General features: G+C 60.5%; 18 protein-coding genes. 2 read left to right on the top strand and 16 right to left on the bottom strand.

Annotated elements, in window-relative coordinates; translation table 11 throughout:
• Positions 1-79 precede the first annotated feature (79 nt).
• Complete coding sequence (locus JN756_RS09650; protein WP_026140344.1) at positions 80-1,276, top strand: MFS transporter; 1,197 nt, start codon at positions 80-82, stop codon at positions 1,274-1,276.
• Positions 1,277-1,306: 30 nt separating this feature from the next.
• On the opposite strand, the gene JN756_RS09645 is transcribed toward JN756_RS09650, so the two are convergent.
• Positions 1,307-2,827: a M10 family metallopeptidase C-terminal domain-containing protein gene (locus JN756_RS09645; RefSeq protein ID WP_236255095.1), complete on the bottom strand. Its 1,521-nt coding sequence runs from the start codon at positions 2,825-2,827 to the stop codon at positions 1,307-1,309.
• Between the two features lie 461 nt (positions 2,828-3,288).
• On the opposite strand from JN756_RS09645, the gene JN756_RS09640 reads away from it, so the two are divergent.
• Positions 3,289-4,170, top strand: a complete 882-nt coding sequence (locus JN756_RS09640; RefSeq protein ID WP_201022056.1) for a LysR family transcriptional regulator — start codon at positions 3,289-3,291, stop codon at positions 4,168-4,170.
• On the opposite strand, the gene phnN is transcribed toward JN756_RS09640, so the two are convergent.
• The 15 genes from phnN to ccmA form a co-directional block, all read right to left on the bottom strand.
• Positions 4,159-4,722, bottom strand: coding sequence for a phosphonate metabolism protein/1,5-bisphosphokinase (PRPP-forming) PhnN (gene phnN, locus JN756_RS09635; RefSeq protein ID WP_017849448.1), 564 nt, complete (start codon positions 4,720-4,722; stop codon positions 4,159-4,161). The two genes, JN756_RS09640 and phnN, sit on opposite strands and share 12 nt — an antisense overlap.
• Positions 4,723-4,890: 168 nt before the next feature.
• A complete protein-coding gene (locus tag JN756_RS09630; protein WP_046384216.1) occupies positions 4,891-5,487 on the bottom strand; it encodes a LysE family translocator in 597 nt (198 codons plus the stop codon).
• Positions 5,488-5,655 (bottom strand): rubredoxin, encoded by a 168-nt coding sequence (locus JN756_RS32205; RefSeq protein ID WP_017849446.1) that lies wholly within the window; start codon positions 5,653-5,655, stop codon positions 5,488-5,490.
• Between the two features lie 32 nt (positions 5,656-5,687).
• A complete protein-coding gene (locus JN756_RS09625) occupies positions 5,688-6,500 on the bottom strand; it encodes an iron-containing redox enzyme family protein (RefSeq protein ID WP_046384217.1) in 813 nt (270 codons plus the stop codon).
• A 378-nt stretch (positions 6,501-6,878) separates the two neighbouring features.
• Positions 6,879-7,148: a hypothetical protein gene (locus JN756_RS09620; protein WP_046384218.1), complete on the bottom strand. Its 270-nt coding sequence runs from the start codon at positions 7,146-7,148 to the stop codon at positions 6,879-6,881.
• A gap of 363 nt (positions 7,149-7,511) precedes the next feature.
• Positions 7,512-7,907, bottom strand: a complete 396-nt coding sequence (locus JN756_RS09615; protein WP_017849443.1) for a hypothetical protein — start codon at positions 7,905-7,907, stop codon at positions 7,512-7,514.
• Between the two features lie 15 nt (positions 7,908-7,922).
• Complete coding sequence (gene ccmI / locus JN756_RS09610; protein ID WP_201022055.1) at positions 7,923-9,107, bottom strand: c-type cytochrome biogenesis protein CcmI; 1,185 nt, start codon at positions 9,105-9,107, stop codon at positions 7,923-7,925.
• On the bottom strand, positions 9,100-9,573 hold the full coding sequence (locus JN756_RS09605) for a cytochrome c-type biogenesis protein (RefSeq protein ID WP_017849441.1): 474 nt from the start codon (positions 9,571-9,573) through the stop codon (positions 9,100-9,102). Before JN756_RS09605 ends, ccmI begins: the two co-directional genes overlap by 8 nt.
• A complete protein-coding gene (locus tag JN756_RS09600; protein WP_017849440.1) occupies positions 9,570-10,106 on the bottom strand; it encodes a DsbE family thiol:disulfide interchange protein in 537 nt (178 codons plus the stop codon). The genes JN756_RS09605 and JN756_RS09600 overlap by 4 nt, the downstream gene beginning before the upstream one ends.
• Positions 10,103-12,091, bottom strand: coding sequence for a heme lyase CcmF/NrfE family subunit (locus JN756_RS09595; protein WP_201022054.1), 1,989 nt, complete (start codon positions 12,089-12,091; stop codon positions 10,103-10,105). Before JN756_RS09595 ends, JN756_RS09600 begins: the two co-directional genes overlap by 4 nt.
• Positions 12,092-12,094: 3 nt before the next feature.
• The gene (gene ccmE, locus JN756_RS09590) at positions 12,095-12,550 is read right to left on the bottom strand and encodes a cytochrome c maturation protein CcmE (RefSeq protein ID WP_017849438.1); all 456 of its coding nucleotides are present in this window, start codon (positions 12,548-12,550) and stop codon (positions 12,095-12,097) included.
• Positions 12,547-12,723, bottom strand: a complete 177-nt coding sequence (gene ccmD, locus JN756_RS09585; protein WP_017849437.1) for a heme exporter protein CcmD — start codon at positions 12,721-12,723, stop codon at positions 12,547-12,549. Before ccmD ends, ccmE begins: the two co-directional genes overlap by 4 nt.
• Complete coding sequence (locus JN756_RS09580; RefSeq protein WP_017849436.1) at positions 12,720-13,475, bottom strand: heme ABC transporter permease; 756 nt, start codon at positions 13,473-13,475, stop codon at positions 12,720-12,722. Before JN756_RS09580 ends, ccmD begins: the two co-directional genes overlap by 4 nt.
• Before the next feature lie 90 nt (positions 13,476-13,565).
• Complete coding sequence (ccmB, locus tag JN756_RS09575) at positions 13,566-14,234, bottom strand: heme exporter protein CcmB (protein WP_017849435.1); 669 nt, start codon at positions 14,232-14,234, stop codon at positions 13,566-13,568.
• Positions 14,231-14,866, bottom strand: coding sequence for a cytochrome c biogenesis heme-transporting ATPase CcmA (gene ccmA / locus JN756_RS09570; RefSeq protein ID WP_017849434.1), 636 nt, complete (start codon positions 14,864-14,866; stop codon positions 14,231-14,233). Before ccmA ends, ccmB begins: the two co-directional genes overlap by 4 nt.
• Positions 14,867-15,047 lie beyond the last annotated feature (181 nt).

The following is a 15,047-nucleotide window of genomic DNA, read 5'->3' as shown; positions in this document are numbered from 1 at the left end:
TCACCGCTAACAGCCTACTCGTCGCAGTGTCTTGTCTTTACTCTCGCTCGCCATCTTCCTTCGCTTTTATGAGAACACCATGAACGCTACTCCCCACGCTACGAGCACCATGACCCGCGGGATGGTGATGCTGTTTGCGTTTTGCTGCGGCGCCATCGTCGCCAACATCTACTACGCGCAACCGATCATCGAGCTGATCGCGCCGGACATCGGCCTGACGCCCGCCATGGCCAGCCTGATCGTATCGCTGACGCAAATCGGCTACGCCCTGGGCCTGTTCTTCCTGGTGCCCCTGGGCGACTTGCTGGAAAACCGCAAGCTGATGATCAGCACCACCGTGATCGCCATCGCCAGCCTGCTGGGTGCGGCGTTTACCGAGCAACCGAACCTGTTCCTGCTGGTGTCGTTGTTGATCGGTTTCAGCTCGGTGTCGGTGCAGATCCTGATCCCACTGGCGGCGCACCTGGCACCTGCCGAGTCCCGTGGCCGCGTGGTCGGCAGCATCATGGGCGGCCTGTTGCTGGGCATCCTGCTGGCGCGGCCGGTGTCCAGTGTGGTCGCCGACCATTTCGGCTGGCGCGCGATGTTCATGGCCGCCGCCGCGTTGATGGCCGTTATCAGCGTGGTCTTGCTGATGACCATCCCCAAGCGCCAGCCCGACCACAGCGCCAGCTATGGCCAGTTGTTGCGTTCCCTCGGCACCCTGCTGCGTGAACAACCGCTGTTGCGCCAGCGCGCCTTTTATCAAGGTTGCATGTTTGCCACCTTCAGCCTGTTCTGGACCGCCGCGCCGCTGGAGTTGGTGCGCAACCATGGCCTGAGCCAGACCCAGATCGCGATCTTCGCCCTGGTCGGTGCCATCGGCGCCATCGCCGCGCCCATCGCCGGGCGCCTGGCCGATGCCGGCCACACCCACCGCGCGTCACTGCTGGCCATGGTGTTTGCGGTGTTGAGCTTCCTGCCGGCCTTCGTCCACCCGCTGTACAGCGTGATCGGCCTGGCGGTGACCGGCGTGGTCCTCGACTTCTGCGTGCAGATGAACATGGTCCTCGGCCAACGCGCCATCTACGCCCTCGACGCCAACAGCCGCAGCCGCCTGAACGCGCTGTACATGACCAGCATCTTCATCGGCGGTGCCTTCGGCTCGGCGATTGCCAGCAGCGTGTACGAACACGGCGGCTGGCTGGGCGTGATGCTGGTGGGCAGTGCGTTCCCGCTGGTGGCGCTGCTGCGCTTTCTCAGTGCTTCGCGCCACACTTCGGCGGTCACTGCCTGACGGCATGATGCCTCGGGATCGTGGGTGGGGTTACGAGCGCGGCCTGCCACTGGACGATGGGGCGATAATCTGCAGCAGCTGTAACACGAACGCTGACAGCGTCTTGGCAAGCATTTCGATCAGTACGGACGGCCCGTTTGGGGTTTCACCCGGCGGCGGGGTTGGGGTTGGGGTTGGGGTTGGGGTTGGAGCTGGAGTCGGAGTTGGGGCTGGCGTCGGCACAGACTGAACTTCAGGCTGCGACCCATCCCACCGTACATCGCCAGGCTTGATCTGCCCCTTGCTGTTGATCACCATGTCCGCGTTGCCCGTCCCCTTCAGATCAATGGCCAGGCTCGCCCCCCCCGTACTGGCATCGTGTTTGAGCACCGCTTCACCGGCGCGGCCGCTGAACCGATCGGTAAACACCAGGGCGCGCACACCTGCCGCTTTTAACGCACCCGAGACGTCGATCTTATCGGTACCGCTGGTGAAGTCCTCGATCAGGTCGGGGCTCTGTGCGGCGGAGTCGCTGACGTTATCGTAGACAAACGTATCCGCGCCGCCGCCGCCCCTCAACGTGTCGGCGCCGGCACCGCCCTTGAGGCGGTTGGCCGCATCATTGCCGATCAAGGCATCACGACCGGCACCGCCGATCGCGTTTTCAATAACACATCCCTTGGCGACGGACACATTGCCCTTCAAGCCGCCCACGTCAGAGAACGACTCCGCATTCAGATCGACCTTCTGATCCTGGGAAAACCCGGAAAAATCCAGCGTATCCACACCACCACCATCCCACACACAGAACACCGGTTTGTCCCTGGCGCTGGTAAGGCTCATCACTTCGCGCTCGGTATTGGAGTTGAAACCATAGACGGTGTCGGTCTTGCGGGTCTGGTGGTTGGCGCCATACAAGCGTTGCGCCGCGGCGATATCGTCCATCATCGGGGCAGACGGATTGAGCGATCTGAAGTCATGACCGGATTGATGGCGTTCCGACCAGTAACTCATCACGGTGCGTGCCTTGGTGTCCTGCGCGTAGACCGCGCCGTTTTGGTAGTTGGCACCGTCGCCGTTATAGCGTCCCGGATGTTGCAGGCCAATAGCGTGACCGATTTCATGAATAGCCGTGACCGAAAAGTGACTGCCCAGCGCAGGCGAAGCCGCCCCGCCCCGGGTGCCGATCGTGGCTGCTGTCCGATTCGTGGAACCATGAGGCAAGTCGGCAACCCCCCGGTCGCCGCGAGGGTTGTTGTGGATACTGAGCGCTCCGTCCGTACCGTTTGACTGCTCGCGGAAACTGATATTGGCCACATCCTGCCAGGCTTGCACTGCCTGGTGCACGCGCTGTTTCTGCTGGGCGGTGAAACTCGCGTCGACCGTGTAGTGCAAGTCGATCTTCTGATCGCCGTTACGGTCACGGAAACGATGATTTTCCCGCGTGATTTGTTTGGCCGCCTGGTCCGTCGTAAACGACGGTTTCTTCGAGGCCCCGGCACCAAACGGGCCGGGGTCCGATATCGGAAACCCCATGCGGGAAGTTACAGAAAACAGATCAGGTCCATTCATTGTGCGGCACTCGTATTATTAATGAATACACAAGAACACCGAATCGAATCGATCCGGAGATTAAGTATCAATAACCGCGAGCCGCGTTAAACCAGGCTCATCGTTATCGCCGATAATCTCGCACAGTGAAAAATAGCGGACCAACACTATTTTAGTTTCAGCTGAAACAACCACACGCTGCGTAACATGCAGTCAGACAACCAGGATTTTATTTGCAATTTAAACATCCAACCACACAACCGACTCACCAATACCGGGTTGCTTTTACAATAAAAAAACAAATTCTAAACAAATACCCGTCACTGGCTTACTTCAATTCCCGCCAGACAAAGACATATCCACTTAAGCTTCTTCACGGCGATAAACCCCGCCTGGGAGCGGGTGACAAGCCATAGCCATTCCCCGTAGGCTTTGCGCCGTACTGCGTCGCGATGCGCTCAATCACAAGCAAGGGACACCCGATGGACCGCCTGACCGCCATGGAAACCTTCGTCCACGTTGTCGAAACCGGCTCGTTCTCCGCCGCCGCCAAACGCCTGGGCATCGGCCAGCCCGCGGTGTCGAAGAGCGTCGCGCAGTTGGAAGCGCGCCTGGCGGTGCGCTTGGTAATGCGCTCAACCAGGGGCCTGACGCCGACCGAAGCGGGCCTGGCGTATTTCGAAAAAGCCAAGCGCGCCATCGATGAGGCCAACGAGGCCGACGACGCTGCCCGCAGCGCGGGCGCCGGGCTGTCGGGTAACTTGCGCATCAGCGCCGCCGTGACCTTCGCCAGCCTGCATATCCTTCCGCACCTGGGGCCGTTCCTGGAGCAGTACCCTGGGTTGAACATCGATGTAGTACTCGACGACCACAGCCTCAATCTGGTGGAAGAAGGCATCGACGTCGCCCTGCGCATGGGCAACCTGAGCGATTCGGGGCTGACCGCACGCAAGATCGGGGCGTCGCCCTGCCATATCCTGGGCACCCCGGCCTACTTCGAACGCTTCGGCGAACCCGCCACGCCAGTCGATCTGCTGCGACACCAGGCGGTCATCTACACCCAGGGCGAGGGCGCGCGCTGGACATTTACCCGAGACGCCCGCGAATACCCGATCGTCGTCCATGGCCGCTTGCACATCACAGCGGCGGAAGGGGTGCGCGCGGCTGTGCTGAACCACTTGGGCCTGACCCTGGCATCGGCCTGGATGTTCGCGCCGGAACTGGCCAGTGGCGCGGTGAAGCCGGTGCTGACCGACTGGCATTTGCCGGCGCGGGACTTATGGGCGGTGTTTCCGACAGGGCGGATGGCGAGTGCCAAGGCGCGGGCGTTTGTGGAGTATGTGGAACGGTTGTCAACGCGCTGACGGGTCCAGGTAGCGCAGCAAACACTCGACCGTATGCTCCAGCGGGCCGGAGTTATCCAGCACGAGCAACCCCGCCCCCATGCCGGCCAGCAACTGCGCCGTAAACCGTGCATTACGCGCCAGGCGCGCATCGATATCCGCCACCGACTCACGCCCCCGCGCCAGCAAGCGCTGGCGCAGCGCCGCCTGATCGACACTCAGCAACACCACCAGCAACGCCGGGTAACGCTCGCGGGCCTGCGCCAGGTGGGCACGGGAGCCGTTGACCAGCACATCCTCCCCCGCCGCCAGCCATGCGTCGATGTCCGTGGGTATGCCATAGGACAACCCATTGGCCTGCCAACTCAACGCAAACGCGCCCTCGGCTTGCATCGCGACAAACTGCTCGGCGCTCACCCCCTGTGCCGCCTCGCCCACCGCTTCCGCCGAGCGGGTAATCACCCGACGCACAATGCGGCAGCCACGCTCGGCCAAACGTGGTCGTGCAGCGTCCAACAGGCTGTCCTTGCCCGAACCCGATGGCCCGATGAGATAGATCAACCTGCCCGCCATCAATACACCCTCTTCGCTTGTCTGCAGATTTGTTGCATGACCGACTACGTTTCACGGCGGCGGCCACAGTATCGGATTGTGACGCGCTATGCACTCGGTCAGGCGTGCGCGTAGGCGCTTTCATGTTCGGGTGCAGGAACTGTGCACGGTTTCCCGGAAGGCAGAGGGTCAGCCTCCAGACAAAACGCGCGCGCATTGCCACACCGCAAAGCCAATCAATAGTCCACCGCTGATACGATTGATCACATCAAGATCAGGATTATCGATCAGCGCAGTCCTGATGAGGCTGCCACCCAGCGCATATAACATCTGACCTAAAAATGAACCCACCAGAAAACCCGCCAGACTCAGGTAGAGCCCGAGCCCCTCAAACAGCGTGCCGCTGGCAATCACATAGGAGGAGATCGCTACGATAGTGAGTGGGTTCATTAGCGTCAGTAAAAAGACCGGGATAAATCCTGCTGTCGTTTTTACTTGTGCCACAGCTGTATGTTTTGCAAATGTAATGCCCCCCAGATAAAACAGGTAAGCAATTGCCACCCAGGTCAACAGACGGTTATTGGCTAGCCAAAATGCCTTGATTGTCTGCAAACCATAAAATGCGACAGCCGCAAAAACCGCATCTGCAACTGCCGCACCTAGAGCCCCAGGTAGTGCGCCGCGAAAGCCACAGGCGATGGACTGCCTCAGGATGATCAAGGCTATCGGTCCAAAACCTATGGAAAGCATTGTGGCGAATACCATCGAACTCAGAAAACCCTGCATCTAACTCAGAACCTCAATAAACAGCTTTTTCTTCGCTTGGCAGTGCGGGCATTGAAACGCCTCCCCAATCTCATCCCAAGTCGTGCCGGGTTCTATATCGACTAGAGCCTCGCCTGAAGACTCTGAATAAACGTAGTGGCAAATCTGGCACTCATAAGACCGACTCATAATAATGTCCTTCACTATCAGAAGTTCGATTTTCAGGCCAGCCGCCGATTCAAAGCGGCAAACATTTGCTCGAACCCATCCATAAATGCCATCGCCCCGCGCATTGCATGCGGGGCAATAGTTGGATTTTTCTCCAAGTACGAAATCATGATTTCGCGCCCGGTCGCGACATGCATAGGTTCAACCTCACAATGAATCGCAAAGAATGCCAAAACGGGGTCATCTTCGTCGACCAGACCATATTCGCCGGCATATTTTTGAAATCCTTTCAGGAAAAACTGAAACTCTCGTGAGGAAGTCATTTCTGACGCCAAATGAAAACCCAATGCCTCACCTAAAAACTCAGAACGGTACATTCGATGGGTATTATTACCCATGGCGGTGCCCTCAGGAAGAATGTAGTGAGGATTGAACAGCTCAGCATCGGAAAGTCCCAGGTGAGTGGTCAGTTGTTTGAACATTTGATGATGGGTTGGCAACATATGCTTGCTATGTTGATGTAGACCGTATTCATCCACGGATGCGTAAAGAATATGCGCGGCTTTAGCCGTGCCGTGCCACATATCTTCTTTAATCCATTCATCCGTAACGCGCGCAGCCAATGCGACGATTCCAGCCGGAACATCCTTGAAGAAAGCCCAAATAGTTGCAAAAAATAGAGCCCTTTCTGGATGACTTAGTGGCTTATCGGAAATAATTTTCCCAAACGACTCAAGCTCACGTAGGGCAGAGTGCCGCACTATCGCATTTGCGATTTCATTATAACCAGCCTCGCACACTTTATATATTTCACCACGAGTAGATCTTTCATTTGATCCCGCGCCGATCGGATTCTGAACACTCATATAATTATCCTTGTTTTTATAACAAATGAATTTCAACCCGCCTTTAAAAAGGCATTGCACACAAAATTATTAGCATCACGCCACACATGTCAATCCACAAATCAATTATTTCCAACAAACCTATGAAACATGCGACTTAGAGCCTTGCCATCCGCTACGAACCAACTATGAGCCAACCGCCAAGTTTAAAAAAAGACCTCCTTCCTACTCCAACAAAAGTAGGCAACACATAGAAACTTCCTTTTTTATTGAGTGAAACCTCTCATTTAATGGAGTTACATCCCCAACACCGCATCAACCATCCCCTGACGGGCAATCTCAAACTTCAACTTATGAGCTACCGGGCAGCATAATTACAGGTTTGCAGTTACCCCTCGCTCATCTCGCCCTACCTTTACGGTAGGCGTACTGTGGCGCGCAGGCCTCCTCGGCTCGCTGACCAGCCGCCGTCTCAATCAATACGGATATTGCGGGCGTGTCGCAGATCGCCATCCTGCGGAGTTCAAGTGCGAGTATCACGAAATCAATGTGACCCAGCCCTTCAGCAGTACAGGCGCGGTTTTCCGCCATGCCATCGCAGTAGTTTTCGCCTTGTCTGAAACTCAATTCCCTGGTCACCAAGTACGTGTCCGCAGAGGTGGCATTCATACCTACCTGCTCGCTACAGGGTCCGTCCTACAAGGCGAAGAAAGCAGCAACGCCGCGCCAGCAGCTTGTAGGTGTCGAGCCGATTTTTTCACCCAAACTGTCCGTCTAGGGGCGAATGGCGGCAGTCCGTGTGGAAAGTGCGAAGACAGCACAATCTTTTATCGAACGGCACTTGTTGAGAGTAAGGATGAAGATCCGCCGAATGACGCCATCAGCCTATGACGGACTCATGGCGCTGAGTTCGGAAATCATTTTTATCTGACAGACCTCTATCTCGGACAAGTCCGGCCCCGGCATTGGATCTCCAGCGTTTGAAGGACCACACTGCAGGCATGAAAAAGGCGACCCAAAGGTCGCCTTCTGTCACTGCGCGTACTGCTTGCTCAACCCCGGCGGTACGCCATGCACGTCGGTCTCTTCCCACGGCCCGTCCGGGCTGATGGAGCGGCTCCAGCCGTTGCTCCAGCGGTAGTAGGTGCGCTGGCGGTAGAAGGTGTCGGGCTGGTCTTCCAGCACATACACCTGCATCTTGCCGTCCCAGTGGCTGGCCGCGCCGGGTGGCGGGGCGAAGGTCGGCGACTTGCTCGGTGGCGCTTTCGCGGGTGCGGTGACCGGGCTGGAGGGCCTGGTGGCTGGCTTGGTCGAGGGGCCCGATGGGGGAATGGTCGGGCCGGTGGGTGCCGGAGGTGGGCGGTGGACCGCACAAGCGCTCAAGCCCAATACCAGGCTGAGCAGGGTGATGCGTGCAAGGGCGGTCATAGGCGTTTCCTCGAATTACTTGTCCGGACTGTCGATGGTCAGCTGCTGCAGCGCAGTGGTAGTGCTGGCCAAGGGTTGGCTGCGGCCGATCCACTCGCCACTGGTCGGTTTACCGGCCCGGGATATGCGCGCAACCAGTTGGACTTCGGGGAAGTTGGACAGTTTCAACTGCGGCATCATTGCGTCGGCATCGCCCAGTTCGACGGTGACCGGCAGGTCGGCGACGGTCACACGCTTGGCCGCCAGCGGCGCCGGCGGGCCGGAGACAGCGCGAGCGAAGATGAACACGCTGTCGCTTGGCAGGGCCTTGGCCTTGATGTCGGCGGAGAGGTCCACGCGCACTTTCATCACGGCTTTTTGGGCGACGGTGCCACCGCTCGCTTTCAGCCGCTCTGCCGCGCGGTCGATCCCGCCTTGCAGGGCGACGCGGGAGTTGTCTTCGGGCGGCAGTTGCGCCAGCAGGCGGCTCCAGTAATCGATCGCCTCCTGGTAGCGCTGGCCTTCAAAGGCCGCGATGCCAAGCAGACCGAGGCTGGTGACTTCTCGCGGGTCGAGCTTGAGGGCTTCGTCGGTCAGGGCCTGGACCTTGGACGACCACTGCTTGTTGTCGGCGAAGTACTGGGCCTGGGCCCACTGGCCCAACAGCTCCGGCTGGCGCCCGGCCAGGGCCACGGTGCGCTCGAAGACCTTGGCGGCATCGGCAGAGCGGTCCTGGGCCATGTAGGCGCGACCGAGGAAGTACAAGCCTTCTGCCGAATCCGGCTGGGCGGCGGCGGCGCGTTCCAGGCGGTGGGTCATGTCTTCCATGGACACCGGTGGCTGGGAGAATTCGCGGGTCAGTTCGACCTTGTCGCTGGCACCGAAGTGCAGATACAAGCCAATGCCCAGCACAGGCACTAAAACCGCTGCGAGCAACGGCAGCGGTTTGCCCAGACGCGATTCGCGGGGCTTTTCCACGCCTTCGGTGTCGGCCAGCAATTCGCGCGCGGCTTCGGCGCGGCCGGTGTCGAGTTGCGTGGCGTTGAGCACGCCTTCGTCCTGCTGGGTTTGCAGTTCGGCCACGCGTTCTTGATACAGCGCCACGTTCAGCGCGGTGCGATCCTCTTCGCGCTGGGCACGACGGCCGCGCAACACAGGGATCAACAGGAAACTCAGGGCAATCAGAAGCAGCAAACCGGCTGCGAGCCAGAAATCAATCATCAGTCTTGGTGTCCAGCAATTGGTCGAGGCGTTGGCGCTCGTCGGGGGATAGCGCGTCGGAACCATCGGTAGGCGCGGCGCGGCGACGGCGGACGATCACCACCATCACCACCATGCCAGCCAGCAGCAGCCCGGCGGGGCCGAACCAGAGCAGTGCGGTCTTGCCGGTGAGGGCCGGTTTGTAGCGCACGAAATCGCCGTAGCGGTCGACCATGAAGTCGATGATCTGCTGGTTGTCCTTGCCCTCCCCCAACATGCGGAAGATCTCTTTGCGCAGGTCGGCGGCGATGGGCGCGTTGGAGTCGGCGATGTCCTGGTTCTGGCACTTGGGGCAGCGCAGTTCCTTGGTCAGTTCGCGAAAACGCTCACGCTCGGCGTCGTTGGCGAATTCGTAGGTGTCGATGGCGGCGTGGGCCACGCCCGCCAGGCCCAGGGCCAATACGGCAGCAGCTAACCAGCGCTTCATGGCTTGGCCTCGTCGACCAGGGCCTGATACTTGGCGGCCAGTTGTTCGCGCCAGACCACTTCATCGATGACGCCGACATACTTGTCGCGGATCACGCCCTTGGCATCGATAAAGAAGGTTTCCGGGGCGCCGTAGACGCCGAGATTCAACCCCAGGTTGCCGTCTTCATCGCGGATATCCAGCTGGTACGGGTTGTGGAATTCCGCCAGCCACTTCAAGGCCGCCGCATTGTCGTCCTTGTAGTTGATGCCGTAGATCACCACGCCGTTCTCGGCGAGTTTGTTCAGCACCGGGTGTTCTACGCGGCAGGAAATGCACCAGGTGCCCCACACGTTGACCAGCGCCGGTTTGCCCAGCAAATCGGCCTGGGTCAGGGTCTTGTCGCCCTGCACCGTCGGCAGGGAAAACGCCGGGAACGGCTTGCCGATCATGGCCGAGGGCAACTCGGCCGGGTCCAGGTACAACCCGCGATACAGGAACACCGCCACCAGCAGAAACAATGCCAGCGGCACGACCATCAACCAACGCTTCATACCGCCGCTCCTTGCAGGCCCAGGGCTTCACGCACCCGGCTCTTGACCTTGACCCGATAGCGCCGGTCCAGCGCCGCGAGCACACCACCCAGACCGGTGAGCAAACCGCCGAACCAGATCCAGCGCACGAACGGTTTGACATGCACGCGCACCGCCCAGGCACCTTCGCCCAGCGGCTCACCCAGGGCGACGTAAAGGTCACGGGTGAAACCGCCGTCGATCCCGGCTTCGGTCATCATCGAACTCTGCACGGTGTACAAGCGTTTTTCCGGGTGCAGCACGGCGACTTCCTTACCGTTGCGGATTACGCGCACGGTGCCTTTGTCGGACGTGAAGTTCGGCCCTTCGAAGTGCTTGGCGCCTTCGAAGATGAAGTGGTAACCGGCCAGGTCCATGGACTCGCCGGGGGCCAGGCGCAGGTCACGCTCGGCGCTGTTCTGGCTGGAGAGCACCACGCCGAGGGCACACACGGCGATGCCGATGTGCGCAATCTGCATGCCCCAATAGCTGCGGGTCAGGGTGGGCAGGCCTTTGATCAGGCCTTTGTGACGGGTCTTGTCGACGATGTCGCGCATGCCGGCCAGCAATACCCAGGCGGCGAGCATGAACGTGGCGAGGACCGCCCAGTTGAAGTCGCCATAAGCGATACCGGCGATCACGGCCAAGGCGGCGCTGCCCAGCAGCACCGGGGTTAGCATGCCCACCAGCCATTTCACCGGGGTGTCTTTCCAGCGCACCAGCACGCCGACGGCCATTACCACCATCAACAAGCCCATCAACGGAATGAACAAGGCGTTGAAATACGGCGGGCCGACCGACAGCTTGGCACCGGTCAGCGCATCCAGCACCAGCGGGTACAGGGTGCCGAGCAGGATCATCGACGCGGCCACCACCAGCACGAGGTTGTTGCCCAGCAACAGGGTTTCCCGCGACCACAGGTTGAAGCCGACCTGGCTCTTGACCACCGGCGCGCGCAGGGCAAACAGGGTCAGGGAACCGCCGACCACACACAGCAGGAACATCAGGATGAACACACCGCGGGCAGGGTCGGACGCAAACGCGTGAACCGAAGTCAGCACGCCCGAACGCACGAGGAAAGTGCCGAGCAGGCTGAGGGAAAACGCCGCGATGGCCAGCAACACCGTCCAACTCTTGAACACACCGCGTTTTTCCGTGACGGCCAGCGAGTGAATCAGCGCCGTACCCACCAGCCATGGCATGAAGGACGCGTTTTCCACCGGGTCCCAGAACCACCAGCCGCCCCAGCCGAGCTCGTAATAGGCCCACCACGAACCCAGGGTGATCCCGATGCCAAGGAAGGCCCAGGCGACGATGGTCCATGGCCGCGACCAGCGCGCCCAGGCCGCATCGAGGCGCCCGCCGAGCAACGCGGCGATGGCGAAGGCGAAGGCCACGGAGAAACCGACGTAGCCCATGTAGAGCATCGGCGGGTGGACGATCAGGCCGATGTCCTGCAGCAGCGGGTTGAGGTCATGCCCGTCCACCGGAATCTGCGGCAAGATGCGGCTGAACGGGTTGGAAGTCATGATCAGGAATAGCAGGAAGCCGACGCTGATCATGCCCATCACTGCCAGCACCCTGGCCAGCATGACTTGCGGCAGTTGCCGGGAGAAGATCGACACGGCGAAGGTCCAACCGCCGAGGATCAGGGCCCACAACAGCAGCGAACCTTCGTGGGCGCCCCACACGGCGCTGAACTTGTAATACCAGGGCAAGGCGCTGTTGGAGTTGCTGGCCACATAGGCGACGGAAAAATCGTCGGTCATAAAGGCGTAGGTCAGGCAACCGAACGCGAACACCAGGAAGGCAAACTGGCCCCAGGCGGCCGGCTGCGCCAGGCTCATCCACAGGCGGTCGCCGCGCCACGCGCCGAGCAACGGCACCACGGCCTGGACGATGGCGAAGCACAGGGCGAGGATCATCGCCAAATGGCCCAGCTCCGGAATAAACAGTGCGGACGTCATCACTTAGCCCTCCTTGGCTGGAGTTGGAGCGGTTTGGCCGCTGTCTTTCAACGCTTTGGTGACTTCCGGCGGCATGTATTTCTCATCGTGCTTGGCCAGTACTTCATCGGCCACCACCACGCCATCGGCATTCAGTTTGCCCAGGGCGACGATGCCCTGGCCTTCGCGGAACAGGTCCGGGAGGATGCCGCGATACGTAATGGTCACGGCCTTGTTGAAGTCGGTGACCACGAAGGTGACGTCGAGAGAATCGCCGGAGCGTTTCAACGAGCCCTTCTCCACCATGCCGCCGGCGCGGATGCGCGTGTCCAGCGGTGCTTCGCCGTTGGCGATCTGGGTTGGGGTGTAGAACAGGTTGATGTTCTCCCGCAGGGCGCTCATCGCCAGGCCCACGGCAATACCGACGCCGGCCAGAATGGCAAGGATGATCAACAGACGCTTTCTACGCAGCGGATTCACTTTTCGGTCTCCCGGCGCAGACGACGCGCCTCTTGTTGCAGGTAACGCTTGCGGGCCAGGATCGGCACGGCAACGTTGAGGGCCAGTACCGCCAGGCAGATGCCATAGGCCGTCCAGACATACAGGCCATGGTGGCCCATGGCGAGAAAATCACTGAAAGAAGCAAAACTCATCCACGCGCTCCCAGGCTGCTCTGCACTTCGGCCTTGACCCAACTGGCGCGTGCTTCACGCTTGAGCACTTCAAGGCGCATCCGCATCAGCAGCACAGCGCCGAAGAAGCAGTAGAACCCCAGCACCATCAGCAACAGCGGCGCCCACATTTCCACGGGCATCGCCGGTTTTTCGGTGAGGGTGAAGGTGGCGCCCTGGTGCAGGGTGTTCCACCACTCCACCGAGTATTTGATGATCGGGATGTTGATCACACCGACAATCGCCAGCACCGCACAGGCCTTGGCGGCGCTGTCACGATTGCTGATCGCGTTGCCCAGGGCAATCAGACCGAAGTACAGAAACAGCAGGATCAACATGGACGTTAGTCGTGCATCCCACACCCACCACGAGCCCCAGGTGGGTTTGCCCCAGATCGCGCCGGTGACCAGCGACACGGCGGTCATCCACGCACCGATGGGCGCGGCGCATTGCAGGGCGACGTCCGCGAGTTTCATCTTCCACACCAGGCCGACGATGCCGCACACCGCCAGCATCACGTAGCAGGACTGAGCCAGCATTGCGGTAGGCACGTGGATATAGATGATGCGAAAGCTGTTGCCCTGCTGGTAATCCGGCGGCGCGAAGGCCAGGCCCCAGACCAGGCCGAGGCCGATCAGCACTACGGCGGCGATGCTCAACCACGGCAGCAGCTTGCCGCTGATGCCGTAAAACCATTTGGGCGAGCCGAGCTTGTGAAACCAGGTCCAGTTCATTGCTGTTTCCATCACGGTTGCGTCTTGTGTTTGCAAGAAGCGTAGGGTCTTTCTTATGTTGAAGAACGGGTTACGCGTAACCCGACTTCATTATTCGCCGACGCTGATCTTCAGGCCGGCGGCTATGGCAAAGGGTGTCAGGGTTACCGCCAGGGCGGTCAGGCTGCCAAGCCACAGGAGGTAACCGGTCGCCGGCATGCCCATGAGCGCGGCTTGCAAAGCGCCGCTGCCGAGGATCAACACCGGGATATACAAAGGCAGAATCAACAAGGCCAGCAGCAGGCCGCCGCGTTTCAAACCCACCGTCAGCGCCGCGCCCACCGCTCCCAACAGGCTGAGCGCCGGCGTGCCGAGCAACAAGGACATGAGCAATACCGGCAGGCATTCACTGGGCAACCCTAGCATCATTGCCAGCAACGGCGAGAGCAACACCAGCGCCAGGCCGGAAAACGCCCAGTGTGCCAGTACCTTGGCCAATACCAGAAGTGGCAGGGGGTGCGACGAAAGGACCCACTGTTCCAGGGAACCGTCCTCGAAATCACTGCGAAACAGCCCGTCCAGCGAGAGCAGCACGGACAAAAGGGCCGCCACCCACACCAGTCCCGGAGACAAGGTTTGCAACAGTTTAGTCTCGGGGCCGACCGCCAGCGGGAACAACGCGATGACAATCGCAAAGAACACCAGCGGATTGGCCAGTTCGGCCGGGCGCCGGCACAACAGCCGCGCCTCGCGGGCCACCAACAGCGCGAACACACTCATACCGACCACCGCCCCAGGTCCAGCTCGCGGTAACCGGCGGGCAGGCGCGTCAGGCTGTGGTGCGTCGTCAGCACGACGAGGCCGCCCTGCTCACAATGCCGCGCCAGGTGTTCTTCCAACTGGGCGACGCCTTGTTTGTCGAGGGCGGTGAAGGGTTCGTCGAGAATCCACAGCGGCGGGCCGGGCAGATACAGGCGCGCCAGGGCCACGCGGCGCTGCTGGCCGGCCGACAAGGTGTGACAGGGCACATCTTCGAAGCCCTTGAGGCCGACGGCGGCGAGTGCCTGCCAGATCGCCTCGCGGCTGGCCGGATGATGCAGGGCGCTGAGCCAACTGAGGTTTTCCTCGGCGCTGAGCACGTCTTTGATCCCGGCGGCGTGGCCGATCCAGGTGAGGTTGCGGGCCAGCTCGGTGCGTTGTTCGTTCAGGGGCTTGCCGTTGAGCCGCACTTCGCCCGCCGTGGGCTGCATCAACCCGGCCAGCAAACGCAGGAGGCTAGTCTTGCCGCTGCCGTTGGGCCCGCTGATCTGCACCATGTCACCGCCCGCCAGGCGCAGGTCGAGGTGCTCGAACAGCAGGCGCAGGTCGCGTTCACAGGCAAGCGCTACGGCTTCAAGAAGAGGGCTGGTCAAAAGATCGCGGGCCTTTACGGTTCAAGTCGGCGGTGCTGCGGCCGTTATAGAAAGGAGCACAATAACGGCTTTGGCGACCGATTTTAGAGAGCTGGATCAAATAGTTGTGAGGTTTTTACCGCTCTCATGGCAGACGGGCCGCATTATACATGCGATGCCCTACGCTAAAGAGGGCTATTTC

It is taken from the genome of Pseudomonas sp. Y39-6 (assembly GCF_023651955.1).
GTDB lineage: Bacteria > Pseudomonadota > Gammaproteobacteria > Pseudomonadales > Pseudomonadaceae > Aquipseudomonas > Aquipseudomonas veronii.
This window is presented reverse-complemented; position numbering and strand designations above follow the sequence as displayed.

Bases quoted from the DNA above. Each gene is read 5' to 3' on its own strand.
- JN756_RS09650 (WP_026140344.1), top strand. From the start codon at position 80: ATGAACGCTACTCCCCACGCTACGAGCACCATGACCCGCGGGATGGTG.
- JN756_RS09645 (WP_236255095.1), bottom strand. From the start codon at position 2,827: ATGAATGGACCTGATCTGTTTTCTGTAACTTCCCGCATGGGGTTTCCG.
- JN756_RS09640 (WP_201022056.1), top strand. From the start codon at position 3,289: ATGGACCGCCTGACCGCCATGGAAACCTTCGTCCACGTTGTCGAAACC.
- phnN (WP_017849448.1), bottom strand. From the start codon at position 4,722: ATGGCGGGCAGGTTGATCTATCTCATCGGGCCATCGGGTTCGGGCAAG.
- JN756_RS09630 (WP_046384216.1), bottom strand. From the start codon at position 5,487: ATGCAGGGTTTTCTGAGTTCGATGGTATTCGCCACAATGCTTTCCATA.
- JN756_RS32205 (WP_017849446.1), bottom strand. From the start codon at position 5,655: ATGAGTCGGTCTTATGAGTGCCAGATTTGCCACTACGTTTATTCAGAG.
- JN756_RS09625 (WP_046384217.1), bottom strand. From the start codon at position 6,500: ATGAGTGTTCAGAATCCGATCGGCGCGGGATCAAATGAAAGATCTACT.
- JN756_RS09620 (WP_046384218.1), bottom strand. From the start codon at position 7,148: ATGAATGCCACCTCTGCGGACACGTACTTGGTGACCAGGGAATTGAGT.
- JN756_RS09615 (WP_017849443.1), bottom strand. From the start codon at position 7,907: ATGACCGCCCTTGCACGCATCACCCTGCTCAGCCTGGTATTGGGCTTG.
- ccmI (WP_201022055.1), bottom strand. From the start codon at position 9,107: ATGATTGATTTCTGGCTCGCAGCCGGTTTGCTGCTTCTGATTGCCCTG.
- JN756_RS09605 (WP_017849441.1), bottom strand. From the start codon at position 9,573: ATGAAGCGCTGGTTAGCTGCTGCCGTATTGGCCCTGGGCCTGGCGGGC.
- JN756_RS09600 (WP_017849440.1), bottom strand. From the start codon at position 10,106: ATGAAGCGTTGGTTGATGGTCGTGCCGCTGGCATTGTTTCTGCTGGTG.
- JN756_RS09595 (WP_201022054.1), bottom strand. From the start codon at position 12,091: ATGACGTCCGCACTGTTTATTCCGGAGCTGGGCCATTTGGCGATGATC.
- ccmD (WP_017849437.1), bottom strand. From the start codon at position 12,723: ATGAGTTTTGCTTCTTTCAGTGATTTTCTCGCCATGGGCCACCATGGC.
- JN756_RS09580 (WP_017849436.1), bottom strand. From the start codon at position 13,475: ATGAACTGGACCTGGTTTCACAAGCTCGGCTCGCCCAAATGGTTTTAC.
- ccmB (WP_017849435.1), bottom strand. From the start codon at position 14,234: ATGAGTGTGTTCGCGCTGTTGGTGGCCCGCGAGGCGCGGCTGTTGTGC.